Below are 12,549 nucleotides of genomic sequence, written 5' to 3'. Positions count from 1 at the left end.
CGGGGCGGAGGTCCCGTCCGGTTCCGACACGGAGGTGTCATGGCCCGGCGCATGGTCAGATCTCTGCTCTCGATGGTTCTTCTGGTGGTCGCCGCACTGGCGGGCACGGTCGCCACATCCGGTACGGCACATGCCGACGAGTGCTACACCTGGGGCCGCACCCTGTCCTCGGGCATGTCCGGCGCGGACGTGACCCAGCTGCAGATCCGGGTCGCCGGATATCCCGGCTACGGCGCCGTGCTGACGGTCGACGGCGACTACGGCCCCGCCACCAAGGCCGCGGTGACCCGCTTCCAGCAGGCGTACGGACTCGCCGCCGACGGCGTCGCCGGTCCCGCGACCTTCTCGAAGCTGTACGCGCTCCAGGACGCCGACTGCACGCCGATCCACTTCACCTATGCCGAGCTCAACAAGTGCAACGGCGACTTCTCCGGCGGTGCCGTCACCGCGGCCACCGCGAGGTCGAACGCCCTGCGCGCGATGTGGAAGCTGGAGGCGTTGCGCCACGCGCTCGGCGACGTGCCGATCTCGGTGAGCAGCGGATTCCGCTCGCGGGCGTGCAACTCGGCGGTCGGCGGGGCGTCGGACAGCCGGCACCTTTACGGGGACGGCATCGACCTCACGGGCTCGCCCTCGCTGTGCACGCTGGCCAAGCAGGCCCGTAACCACGGATTCAACGGGATCCTCGGCCCCGGCTACCCGGGCCACGGCGACCACGCGCATGTGGACACCCGTGCCTCCCGGTTCTGGTCGGCGAGCAGCTGCGGCATCTGACGCGCTCCGCCACACTGGACGCCATGTCGGACAAGCGCAGTGCCGGGCTCCTTCTCTTCCGCAGGACGGCTGACGGTGACTTCGAGGTGCTCATCGGGCATATGGGCGGCCCCTTCTGGGCCTCGAAGGACGTCTCGGCCTGGTCGATCCCCAAGGGCGAGTACGGCCCGGAGGAGACACCGGAGGCCGCCGCCCGCCGCGAGTTCGAGGAGGAACTCGGCCTGCCGGCGCCCGACGGCGAGCGGCTCGCGCTCGGCGAGGCGCGGCAGGCCAACGGCAAGACGGTCACGATCTGGGCGGTCGAATCCGACCTCGACCCGACCCGAATCGTGCCGGGCACGTTCACGATGGAGTGGCCCCGCGGCTCGGGCACCCAGCGGGAGTTCCCGGAGATCGACCGGGTCGGCTGGTTCACCCCTGAGGCAGCCGCTCCGCTCCTCGTGTCGGGTCAGCGGGTCTTCCTCGAGCGGCTCGCCGCAGGGCTTGACGGGCGGGGCGGGCCCTGATTCGTCCCCTGCGAACCCGTCACACAGCGACGTCGGTGAGCGGCGCGTCGGGTTCCGGTTCCGGCAGGGGTTCGGAGAGCTGTTCGCGCAGATAGCTCCAGATCACCGAGATCAGTGCGGCCACGGGCACGGCGAGCAGGCTGCCGACGATGCCTGCCAGGCTCCCGCCCAGCGTCACCGCCAACAGGACCACGGCCGCGTGGAGACCGAGCCCACGGCTCTGGATCATGGGCTGGAAGACGTTGCCCTCGAGCTGCTGCACGACGACGATGATCGCCAGCACGATCAGCGCGTCGGTCGGCCCGTTGGACACCAGGGCGATCAGCACCGCGACCAGGCCGGCGAAGAGCGCACCCACGATCGGCACGAACGCGGACACGAACGTCAGCACGGCCAGCGGGAGGACCAGCGGCACATCCAGGATCCACAGTCCGAGGCCGATGAAGACGGCGTCGAGCAGGCCCACGAACGCCTGGGACCGCACGAACGTGCCCAGGGTCTCCCAGCCGCGCTCGGCGACGACCGGAACGTCGACGGCGAGCCGTCCGGGGAGCTGTCGGGTGAGCCACGGCAGGAAGCGCGGGCCGTCCTTGAGGAAGAAGAACATCAGGAAGAGCGCCAGGACGGCGGTCACGACGCCGTTGAACACGGTGCCGACGCCCGTGGCGACGGCGGTCACCAGGCTGCCGACGCTGTCCTGGATGCGGGCCATCGCGGAGTCGAACGCGCCCGAGATCTGGTCGTCGCCGATGTTCAGCGGCGGCCCGGCGGCCCACTCCCGCAGCCTCTGGATCCCTTCGACCACCCCGTCGGCCAACTCGCCGGACTGGGACGCCACCGGCACCGCGATCAGCGCCAGGACGCCCGTGACGACCAGGAGGAACAGGACGGTCACGAAAGCCGCGGCCGGCGCGGGGCGCCACCCGTGCCGGCGCAGGAAGCGAGCCAGGGGCCAGGTGAGGGTGGTGAGGAACAGGCCGACTATGAGCGGCCAGACGACCGGCCACATGCGGCCCACGATCCACAGGCTCACTGCGGCCATCACGAGGACCAGCAGGGACTCCGCGGAGACTCGTGCCGCGGTGCGAAGCGCGGCGGCGGCTTTGGTGGAACTCAACGTCGCAGACATGGGGTCACCCTATTGATGCCGCGGGCACGTTGTGTAACCGCTGCTGCCCCATGAGGGCATGGGCGTCCGACGACAGAAGCGCTCGGACGTCAGGGCGGCGGATCCTCGGGCGGGAACTCGAACGGATCAGGCCGCGGTTCCATCTGGGCCACCATCTCCGCGAACCGCATGCACACCCGTTTGATCTCGTCATGGGTGTTGTTGCGTTCGGTGATCACGACCGCGAGGAGGAGAGCCGTCAGCGCCGTCGTGCCGTTGAACGCCTGAAGCGTGACCATGCTCGAGAAGAGATCCTCGCCCTCGAACGGACCCTTCTCCGCGGTGGCGGCCACGATCGCCAGCGTCGAGACCACGAGCGCGCAGGGCGCCGCTCCGGCCAGCTGGAAGCGGAACGCCGCCCAGATCAGGAGGGGAGAGACGAGGAAGAGCAGGGGCGAGTCCGTCGTGCGCGTGGCCAGGAGCGTGACGAAGACCGTACCGAAGGCCAGCGCCCCCGCCTCGAGCCAGCGGGCGGGCCGGGCCCGCACCGGCCACCGGGCCCTGCGTAGCACGAGCAGGAACGGTGTGACGACGAGGATCCCCATGGCGTCACCGGTCCACCACACCGACCATGTGGACCAGAAGTCGCCCGCGTCCTCGGCTCCGGACAGGACCAGTACGCCGCTGCCGATGGTCGAACTGATCAGCATGCCGGCGAGGGCGCCGAGGAAGATCAGCGCCAGGACGTCCCGCAAGCGGTCCAGCTCGGCTCTGAATCCGGCTTTGCGCAGCATCAGGAAGGCACAGACCGGCGCGAGGGTGTTGCCCACGGTGATGACCAGCACCGCGACCGCCGAGGGCCCGAGGAACACGTTCGCCAGAAACGCACCGAGGGCGATGCCCGGCCAGACACGCAGGCCCATGAGCAGCAGCGCGGCCAGCGCGACGCCGGTCGGCGGCCACAGGGGTGTGACCTGCTCGCGTACGAGTTGTTGGAGAAGCCCGATCCGGGCGGCGCCGTAGTAGACGGCTGCGACGGCAAGGACGCGCAGCGCAGCACGCCCGTAGCGACTCATCTCCGCACCGCGCACGACAGCAGTCTGCATGCGCATCGGGATCCCTGCGACTCCGGCGGGGACGCCGTGGTCAGACCTGCTCCGGGGGCGGGACAGTCTCCTGGGGGCCTTCGTAGCGCACGACGAGGACCGCGGCGTCATCCCGGTGCCCGGTCTGATCAGCCACTTTGACGACGGCGGAGGCGAGCACGTCGGGGTCTGCGTCGAATCCCGCGCGCACCAGATTGGCGACCTCGGCCAGACCGGACTCCATCGGGTAGTGCGGGCCCTCCACCACTCCGTCGGTGACCAGCACCAGGACGCCGGCCTCTCTCAGACGTCGGTGGGTCACCGGATACTTCTCGCCCCGCAGGATGCCCAACGGCGGTCCACCACTGTCGAGCGCGACGCCCCATTGGCCCGCGGCCGTGGCCCAGATCATGGGGACATGGCCGGCCCGGGACACCGTCAGATCGCGGGTGACAGGGTCGAAGCGCAGGAAACAGCAGGTCGCGAACCGGCCGCCCCCCATTGCGATCAGCAGATCGTTGGTCCGCTCCAGCACCTCTCGGGTGTCGCTCGTCGACTCGGCGATGGCACGCAAGCTGGTTCGCACCTGCCCCATGAAGGCGATCGCCTCCACATCGTGGCCCTGCACGTCGCCGATCGTGAGCCCCAGGGACCCGTCGCTCATCACGAAGGCGTCGTACCAGTCGCCGCCCACGTCCAGTCCGTCCCGCGAGGGCGTGTATCTGGCGGCGAACTGCAACCCGGGCACCTCCGGGAGTCCCGGTGGGAGCATGTGACGCTGCAAGGCCATGGCCAGCTCGACCCTGGCCCGCTGGAACTTGATCCGCTCCAGGGCCTGATCGACGAGCTGCCCGAGTGCGACCAGAAGCTGCTGCGCATTGTCGGGCGGATCGGGACGGTGTCCGCGCATCACGGCTCCGGGGGGTTCCGCCGACTCCCGACTTCACCCTAGCCGCCGGTGCCCCATGGCTCCACAGGGAGCCCCGCTCCGCGGCACGAACGCCCAGGTCACCGAGGGTGACCACCGGAGGCGGCCTGCCGGGCCGCCCTGGAGCCGGGTGGCGGTGTCCGACATCCCGAGCGATGTCACCTCCGCCCTCATTGTCAGACCCGTAGGAGAGGGTGGAAGCGTCCAACCTGTCGAGAGGGAGCCCGACATGACCACGTTCTCCGTCCGTGAGCGCGCCGCCGCTCAGGCGTACCTTCGTCTGCTGGAGTCCACCCAGGCGGTGCTGACCGATCCGCGTCTGGAGCCGTACGCGGCGGCGATGCTCACCCACCCCATGGCCGAGGCCGACGCGGCCCTGCGGGCAGCGGGGCTCTCGGGCAACGAGGCACATCTCCTGCGCCTCGTCTCGGCCCTGCGCGCCTCCCCCGCGCCGGATCGCGGCCGAGCGGGGTGAGGGGCGTGACGGGTTACCCGAGACGCACCGGGAGGGACCGGACGCTGTTGCCGACGAAGCTCGCATGGCGGGTCAGCTCCGGCTCGGGGACGGCGAGGTCGAGGTCGGGGAATCGGGTGAACAGCGCCTCCAGGGCGATCGACGCCTCCATGCGGGCGAGCGGGGCGCCCAGGCAGTAGTGGGGGCCGTGGCCCAGGGAGAGGTGCTTGGCGGCGGGGACGCGGGTGATGTCGAAGCGGGCGGCGTCCGGGCCATGGGCCTTGGTGTCGCGGCCGGCCGCCGAATAGGCCGCGAGGACCGGGGTGCCCTTCGGGATCAGCGTGCCGTCGACGGTCAGATCGCGGGTGGGGTAACGGAACGGGAAGTAGCTGACCGGGCTGTCCCAGCGCAGGGTCTCCTCGACCACGTCGGCCCAGTCGGCGCGCCCCGCGATGACGTGGGCGAGTTGATCCCGGTGCGTGCACAGCGCGCGGACAGCGTTGGTGACAAGGTTCAGCGTGGTCTCGTGACCGGCGATGATCAACAGGACCAGGGTGCCGATGAGTTCGGGCTGGCTGAGCCGGTCGCCGCCCTCGTCGCGGGCGGCGATCAGCGCGCTGGTGAGGTCGTCGCCGGGCCGGTCGGTGCGGTCGGCGGCGATGGCGGTGAGCACCTCCAGGAGTTCCCTGTTCGCGGCCACGGCCTGGGCGGGGCCGATGTCGGTGGCGACGACCTGGCTGGAGAGATGGTGCAGCCGGTCCTGGTACTTCTCGTCCACGCCGAGGAGTTCGCAGATGACACCGAGGGGCAGCGGCAGGGCGAAGTGACGACGCAGGTCGGCGATGCCGTCGCCGGCGTCGGCGGCTTCGGCGAGCCGGTGGAGGAGTCCGGCGGCGACCGACTCGACCCGGGGCCGCAGTTGCTCGACGCGGCGGGCGGTGAACGCCCTGCTGACCAGGGAGCGCAGTCGGCGGTGGTCGGCATCGTCGGCGGTGGTCATGCCCTGGACGGTGGCGAAGGTCCGCAGCGGCCAGCCGTCGGGTATGCGGCCCTCGGTGAGCGCGGTGAAGTGCCGGGCGCTCTTGGCGACTTCCGGGTGTGCGAGGAAGTCACGCAGGGCGTCGTGGCCGAGTACGGCCATGCCCTCGATCTCTCCGGGCAGCACCACGGGCGTCACGGAGCCCTGGGAGAGCAGCCGGGCATTGGCCGCGTGGGGGCAGCCGCCGGCGGGGTCGAGGCGGTACGGCGAGGCGTTCAACGGGCACTCCTGACGGCGAAGGCGGATCGATGAGGCTCGCGAGCGGTCAGATCCTACGGTCAACCCCTCTCGGGGGGGCGCCGAGTTGGTCACCCCTTGGCGCGGCGGCGATGGGCCGCGACGCGCTCTCGGGAGGCGCAGGCGGCGGAGCAGTACCGCTGCGCACTGCCGGGCCCGGTTCCCGGGTAGAGCGTGGCGCACCGGGCGGAGGCGCATTCGCCCCAGGTGATCCGGCCGTGTTCGGTGAGGACCTGGGCGAGCGCGAGGGCGCCGGCCGCGAGGAACCAGTCGGCCCAGTCGGCGTCGTCGCCCCGGTCGATGTGCAGGTGCCAGGGGTGTCCGTCGTGGCGCGAGAGCCGGGGCGGCCCCGCGTGCGCGGCGAGCAGGGAGTTGATCTCCTCGGCGGCTCGGTCGGGATCGGTCTCGGTGAGGACGTCGGTGATACGGACCACGGCCGCGCGCAGTTCGTCGGCATCGTGCACCGAGAACGCGGTCGGGGTGAGGTCCCGCGCGTTCTCCCCGTGGTGCGCGAGCAGCTCGGCGAGGGCTTCGCGAGACAGGTCGGGAGTGGCGCGTACGGCGTTGGCGAGGTCGATCATCCGTTGTACGGGCCGGAATCCGTGGCCGGATTCGCTCACGGGAGCACCACGCCTTTCGTGTAACGTCTTATTGAGACAAGACGTTACACGGGGGTGGAGGTCATGGGGAGAGCGGTACGGCTCTATCTGGCGACGGCGTTCCCGGCCCGCCTGGCGGAGGAGGGCTTCCCGGTCGCCCTGGTGCTGCTGGCGCTGGCCCGGACCGGCGAAGCGGCCCTGGGCGCCCTGGTACTCACCGCGTGGATGGCGCCGCACATCGCCGCCGCCCCGCTGACCGGGGCGCTCGCCGAACGGGTGCGCAGACCGGCCCTGTTCTACGGCGGCGCACTGGCCGGCTTCGCGGCCGCCGTCGCGTGCCTGGCGTACGTGACGGGTCACGCGCCGGTCGCCGTCACGCTCACCGTCGCGGCCCTGGGCGGGAGTTGCGGCCCGGTGGTCTCGGGCGGACTGTCCGGCCTGGTTGCCTCGCTCGTGACCGAGGGCCCGGCCCGGGACCGCGCGTACGCCTGGGACGCCACGGTCTACAACGCCGCCGCGGTCTCGGGCCCGGCCCTGGCCGGAGTGATCGCGGCGCTCGCCGGTCCGGCCGCCGCCTTGGCCGTACTCGCCGCCTCGGCAGCCCTCGCGACCCTAACGGCCACGGTCCTGTTGACCGGACAGCGCGGGTCACGGCCGGATCGGGAGCCCTTGGGTGCGGGGCGGACCGGATCGGGGCCGGGGCGGACATCGGGAGCGGCGGCGGGGACGCCGCCGGCGCGGGGGCCTGGGGCGGCGGCGGGGTCGCCGCCGGGGCTGATGTCGGGACCGGAAGCGGAGTCGCCGCCGAGGCTGACGTCGGGACCGGAAGCGGAGTCGCCGCCGAGGCTGACGTCGGGACCGGAAGCGGGGTCGCCAACGGCGCGGGGGCCTGGGGTGGGCTCCCGCCGGTCGACCGGCGGGAGCCCACCCACCATGTCTGGGCCACGCACGAGGCCTCGCGAGAAGGCCGACGCCCCTCGGCGGTCGTTACGTGGTGACCTCCTCGCCGGGCTCGTGGCCGTTCGGGACGTGCGGGAGCTCAGGGCCGTCACCGCCGCCACCTGCCTCGGTTTCCTCGGCCTCGGTGGTCTCACCACCACGGCCGTGCTGCTCGCCGCCGAGCGCGGTCGGCCCGGTGACGGTGGGCTGTTGATGACCGCGTTCGCCGTCGGCGCGCTCGTCGGGTCGCTCGCCGTGGACCGCGTGTGGCCGCGTGTGCCGGCCGGGCGGCTGGTCGGCGTCACGCTCCTGGGCACCGGCGCGGCCCTCGGCGCGGCCGCCCTCGTTCCCTCGCCGTGGCTCTGCGCGGCCCTGTTCGGCGCGGCCGGGCTGTGCGACGGTCCGCTGCTGACGGCAACGTTACGGATCAGGGCGAATCACGCCCCCGCCGACGTACGGACCCAGGTGTTCACCCTCGGTGCCGGTCTCAAGATCTCGGCGGCGGCGGGTGGCGCCGCTCTGACCGGGCTCGCCTCCGGCACGCGGCCCGCGACCCTTCTGCTGGCTGCCGCCACCCTTCAGTTCGCCGCCGCGGCGCTCCACCACCTGCTCCGCCGGGCCCCGGCCCGAGCCCCGGAACCAGATGTCACATAGCCCCCCGTGGCTGACGCCCCAGCAGCTCCGCCAGCCCTCGGCGCGTGGCCGCCAGGACCAGCCGGTCCCCCGCGGCCAGGACTCGGTCCGGCTCCAGTTGCCAGACCAGGCCCGCTCCGTGGCGTCCCAGGGGCGCCGAACCCGTCGCCAGGGCGATCACCCGCCAGGCGCCCGGGCGGAACGCCTCAGCCACCGTGCGGCCCTCCAGCAGCGGGTTGCCCGCGGCCTCCACCGCCGCGAACAGCAGCACGCGGCGCTCCACCGGGATGGCGCCCAGGATCTGGCGGCCCATCATGGCGCCGGCGAAGGCGGGCGCGGCCAGGTGGGAGACGCTGCGGCTGCGGGTGAGGGCGTCGGGGTGGGCCACACGCAGGGTGCGGTACACGGCCGTGGCGAAGTCGTCGTCGTACAGCCGCAGGGCGACCCGGAGGTCGGCCTTGACGGAGCGGGCGGAGAGCGCGGCCTCCAGGTTGGTGATGTCGACGCTGGTCAGGGCGAGCAGGGCGTGCGCGCGGTGGACGCGGGCGGCCTCCAGGACACCCTCGTCGGTGACGTCCCCGATCACTGTGGGCACGCGCAACCGGCGCGCCAGCGCGATTCCGCGCGCCTCCGGGTCGGACTCGACGCAGACCACGGGGATGTTCAGCCTCCGCAATCGCGCGAGGACACGCGTGCCGACCTTGCCGAGGCCGAGGAGGACCACATGCCCGGACAGCCCGCGCGGCGGGCGGCGCAGCGAGGTCGCCGACTTGAAGGTGCCGAGGGCCTCCAGGATTCCCGCGATCAGGACCGGCATCAGGAGGAGGCCGACGAAACCGGCGAGGATCTGGAGCACTTGACGACTGGTCGCGTCCTCGACGGCGGGGTCGCCGATGGCGAAGAGGTCGAGGAGCGTCAGGTAGGCGGCGTGCAGGGGGTGGTCCCCGGTGGTGAGCCAGGTGGCGAGGGCGATCGCGCCGACTGCCGCTGTCACCCCCGCGAGCGACCAGCGCAGGCGGCGGGAGAAGAGCGAGCCGACGGGCAGGGCGGAGGTGCCGAACCTGTTCGAGGACAGCATCGGACCGGCGTACGTGATCGCTTCCAGGGCGACCGTGCCCCGCCCGGGAGCGGCCGCGACCGCCCGGTCGTCGGGCAGCAGCAGCGGGCCCTGGTCGCCGCTGCGCTCCGAGCCCTCGCAGCCGGCCGGGTCGTTGGTGGTCGCCGACAGCAGGGCGAGTGTGCACAGGCCGGGGTCGGCGACCTCGCCGCGGGCGGGCGGGGTCCGCTCGACGGCGTGCAGCAACAGGCCACCGGCCTGCACCACCTTGCTCGTGCCGGCGACAGCGGTGGCCGCGAGGGCGGGGGCGGCGGTGTCCGCGTCCGACAGGACGGTCGTGGAGGCGTCGAGGAGCTTGGGGTCCAGGCAGGGCTCGGCGATGGCCGCGGCCTGGTCGAGAAGCGTCTCCAGATGCTGGCCGAGCTTGCGGTTGTAGAGCCGGATGACCAGGCGCAGCCGCGGGTTGAGGCGGCGCGCGGCGAGCGCGGCCCGGATGTTCGTCTCGTCGTCGTCATGGACGAGGGCGAGGGCCGCGGCCTGCTCCGCCCCCGCCTCGACGAGCACCGCGTCGTCGACCTCCGTCGTCTCCACGACACGTACCGCCCGGCCGGCGGGCACGCCCCGCTGTTCTCCGAGGGTGGTACGGGTCACGGCCGCCGTCACGCGCCCGAAGAGCGCGGAAGCACGCCCCGGGCGGCCCGCGGGCTGCGGCTGGGCCTCGGTCCTCGCCGGGACGAGGAGGGTGACCCGCTCCCCGTAGACGTCGTTGAGCTCGCCCGCGAGCCGGTGGGCGAGGACGTCGTCCCCGCACACGATCATGTGGCCGACCGGGGTGGGGCGCGGCGGACGCTCGCCACGGAACACCGGTGCGCCGAACGGCCCGCCCTGCGGGTCGGCGGCGGGCGGTGCCGCGGGCGGGCGCTCCACGGGATCCGGCGGAACGGGCGGGCTCTGGTACGGAAGTGAGGACACGTCACCAGGATGCCCTGCCGTGCCGACAGCCCGACCGCCGGTCGCGGGTCACTGCCCGCGGGTCGTCCGAGCCTCCGGGCCGGGCGCGTCCGGGGCGACGATCGCCCGTCCGCCACTCGTCGTACGCCGGTCGGCGCACTACGATCTGCGGGCGCCGCCAGGGCTTCCTACGGTGGCTGAATGATCGTCATGTCAGCTGTGCGTCACGTTGCCGCCGGTACCGCGGCGCTGCTGCTCGTGCTGCCCGTCCCGGCGGCCACGGCATCGTCCCTCACCGAACCCCCACCTCCCGCCGCCCGTGTCATCGACCCCGCCCGGCTCCACCGCTCGGGAACCCAGGTCCAGCCGCTGGCCGGAGCGCCTGACAGACCGTCCTCCGTCTCCGCGCTGTCGTGGGTGGTGGCGGACGCCTCGACCGGCGAGGTCCTGGCGGCGCGCAACGCCCATCGACGTCTACCGCCGGCCAGCACGCTCAAGGCGCTGTTCGCCGTGACGGCGCTCCCTCTTCTCGACCAGGAGCAGCGGCACACCGTCACCGAGTCGGAGCTGTCGGGCATCGGCGAGGGCAGCAGCATGGTCGGCGTACAGGCCGGCTACACGTACAAGGTGTCGGATCTGTGGAACGGGGTCTTCCTCAATTCGGGCAATGACGCGGTCCGGGTGCTCGCGGCGATGAACGGCGGCTGGAAGTCCATGGCCCGTCAGATGCAGGAGAAGGCCCGTTCTCTGGGGGCGCGCGACACCCGGGTGGTGTCGCCCGACGGGTACGACGCACCGGGTCAGGTGTCGTCGGCCTACGACCTGGCGGTCTTCGGCCGGGCCGGGCTGCAGGATCCGTCGTTCGTCCGGTACGCCTCCACGCGGTACGCCGACTTCCCGTCCGGGGACTGGTCGTACGGCATCCGCAACACCAACAGGCTGCTGACCGGGGAGGACGGCGTGGAGCGCTATCCGGGGCTCATCGGCGTCAAGAACGGCTACACGAGCGGCGCCGGGAACACGCTGATCGCGGCGGCGCGGCGGGGCTCGCGGACGCTGGTGGTGTCGGTGATGAACCCGCAGTCGGGTGGCGGACTCGCGGTGTACGAGGAGGGGCGCACGCTCCTCGACTGGGGCTTCGACGCGGCGGGCCGGGTGCAGCCGGTGGGTTCCCTCGCACAGGCGCGGGACGAGGCGAAGGCGAAGGAGAAGCCGAAGCGGACGGTGGAGGAGGTGAAGGCGACGAAGGACCGGCCGGCCCGCGAGTCGGCGCCGAAGGCGGGCCATGCCGGTCCGCAGTCGGGAACCACTCCGGCGGCAAAGGCGGCGGACGTGGCCGCGCTCGCCGCACCGGCGAGGACCGTTTCCCGCGAGGCCGTGCCGTCCCGTCCCTGGGCAGGGCTGCCCCTGGCCCTGGTGGGGGCGTCGCTCGGGGCCGCGATCTCCGTCTGGCTGTGGCGCCGCCGCTCGACCCGGCGCGGCGACGAGGGCGTCTGACGAGCTCACCCCCTGTCCACGACGGTTCGGCGACCGCCGCACGATCCTGCGCCTAGCCTGCGGGAACGCCGTCGGGGAAGGACCCTGCGGCGATCCCGAAGGGGGTATGTGATGTCCGGACCGGACCTGCGGCGTCAGGTCGCCGACCGCTTTCGCGCCGTCAACGGTGACCACCCGATGACGGCGGCCGACGACGCCTACGTCTCGTCGCAGTTCGTCGCGCTGGGCGAGCTGTGCGCGTCCCGGGGTCGTGATGTCGACGAGACCCGTCGGCGCATGCTGGACGGGTTCCTGCCGCTCCCTGGTTATCTGCGCTCGGACGGTACGGAGATGGTGCCGGCCTCGCTCTTCGATCTGACCGAGGAGGCCGGCGGACCGGATCGGCTCCGCTCCTGGTTCACCGCGCACTGGGACGACCCGGCCGTGGCCGTGGCCGAGTGGGAGGCGTATCTGAGCGGACGGTACGTCTGCCTGCACACCGTCACTCCGCGGACGATCCAGCGCAAGGACCGTTTGACGGCCGCGATCGGCGCCGCCGAACTGGCCCCTGATGTGGGGTCGCCGCGGTGGACGGCGGCGCTGCACGCGCTCGTCGACGAGCTCGACCGGCTTGAGCCCGCCTTCACGGGGTACGACCGGCTGCGCTTCGGTGGCCCGACCTCGCGGGACACCTGTGTCGATGCGATACGGGCCCGGTTCCCCCGGCCCACCGAAGCGCCCTGACCGCGCCGGGGCTCCCCGG

At 72.6% G+C, this 12,549-nt stretch carries 12 protein-coding genes; 6 read left to right on the top strand and 6 right to left on the bottom strand.

All coding sequences use genetic code 11. From position 1 onward, the window contains the following. The first annotated feature begins 39 nt into the window (after positions 1–39). Positions 40–774 (top strand): D-Ala-D-Ala carboxypeptidase family metallohydrolase, encoded by a 735-nt coding sequence (locus tag ACZ561_RS02255; protein ID WP_376431925.1) that lies wholly within the window; start codon positions 40–42, stop codon positions 772–774. A gap of 23 nt (positions 775–797) precedes the next feature. Then, the gene (locus ACZ561_RS02250; RefSeq protein ID WP_470988526.1) at positions 798–1,280 is read left to right on the top strand and encodes an NUDIX hydrolase; all 483 of its coding nucleotides are present in this window, start codon (positions 798–800) and stop codon (positions 1,278–1,280) included. Between the two features lie 19 nt (positions 1,281–1,299). Here ACZ561_RS02250 and ACZ561_RS02245 read toward each other — a convergent pair whose 3' ends face one another. The 3 genes from ACZ561_RS02245 to ACZ561_RS02235 form a co-directional block, all read right to left on the bottom strand. Further along, the gene (locus tag ACZ561_RS02245) at positions 1,300–2,409 is read right to left on the bottom strand and encodes an AI-2E family transporter (RefSeq protein WP_470988524.1); all 1,110 of its coding nucleotides are present in this window, start codon (positions 2,407–2,409) and stop codon (positions 1,300–1,302) included. Positions 2,410–2,498: 89 nt separating this feature from the next. After that, positions 2,499–3,494: an MASE1 domain-containing protein gene (locus tag ACZ561_RS02240; protein WP_470988521.1), complete on the bottom strand. Its 996-nt coding sequence runs from the start codon at positions 3,492–3,494 to the stop codon at positions 2,499–2,501. Positions 3,495–3,534: 40 nt separating this feature from the next. Continuing rightward, on the bottom strand, positions 3,535–4,383 hold the full coding sequence (locus ACZ561_RS02235) for a PP2C family protein-serine/threonine phosphatase (RefSeq protein ID WP_470988518.1): 849 nt from the start codon (positions 4,381–4,383) through the stop codon (positions 3,535–3,537). A gap of 247 nt (positions 4,384–4,630) precedes the next feature. On the opposite strand from ACZ561_RS02235, the gene ACZ561_RS02230 reads away from it, so the two are divergent. Then, complete coding sequence (locus ACZ561_RS02230) at positions 4,631–4,876, top strand: hypothetical protein (protein ID WP_376431915.1); 246 nt, start codon at positions 4,631–4,633, stop codon at positions 4,874–4,876. A gap of 13 nt (positions 4,877–4,889) precedes the next feature. Here ACZ561_RS02230 and ACZ561_RS02225 read toward each other — a convergent pair whose 3' ends face one another. After that, complete coding sequence (locus tag ACZ561_RS02225) at positions 4,890–6,113, bottom strand: cytochrome P450 family protein (protein WP_470988515.1); 1,224 nt, start codon at positions 6,111–6,113, stop codon at positions 4,890–4,892. A gap of 89 nt (positions 6,114–6,202) precedes the next feature. Next, positions 6,203–6,712, bottom strand: coding sequence for a CGNR zinc finger domain-containing protein (locus ACZ561_RS02220; RefSeq protein ID WP_470990019.1), 510 nt, complete (start codon positions 6,710–6,712; stop codon positions 6,203–6,205). Positions 6,713–6,814: 102 nt separating this feature from the next. On the opposite strand from ACZ561_RS02220, the gene ACZ561_RS02215 reads away from it, so the two are divergent. Beyond that, positions 6,815–8,323, top strand: coding sequence for an MFS transporter (locus tag ACZ561_RS02215; RefSeq protein ID WP_470988513.1), 1,509 nt, complete (start codon positions 6,815–6,817; stop codon positions 8,321–8,323). Here ACZ561_RS02215 and ACZ561_RS02210 read toward each other — a convergent pair. After that, on the bottom strand, positions 8,316–10,178 hold the full coding sequence (locus ACZ561_RS02210; protein WP_470990016.1) for a potassium channel family protein: 1,863 nt from the start codon (positions 10,176–10,178) through the stop codon (positions 8,316–8,318). The two genes, ACZ561_RS02215 and ACZ561_RS02210, sit on opposite strands and share 8 nt — an antisense overlap. 333 nt (positions 10,179–10,511) lie before the next feature. Here ACZ561_RS02210 and ACZ561_RS02205 point away from each other — a divergent pair, with 333 nt between their 5' ends. Further along, a complete protein-coding gene (locus tag ACZ561_RS02205) occupies positions 10,512–11,807 on the top strand; it encodes a D-alanyl-D-alanine carboxypeptidase family protein (protein ID WP_470988510.1) in 1,296 nt (431 codons plus the stop codon). 111 nt (positions 11,808–11,918) lie between these two features. Beyond that, a complete protein-coding gene (locus tag ACZ561_RS02200; RefSeq protein WP_470988508.1) occupies positions 11,919–12,530 on the top strand; it encodes a DUF6058 family natural product biosynthesis protein in 612 nt (203 codons plus the stop codon). The last annotated feature ends 19 nt before the right edge of the window (positions 12,531–12,549 follow it).

This window comes from Streptomyces sp. NPDC039609, assembly GCF_055596705.1.
This window is presented reverse-complemented; position numbering and strand designations above follow the sequence as displayed.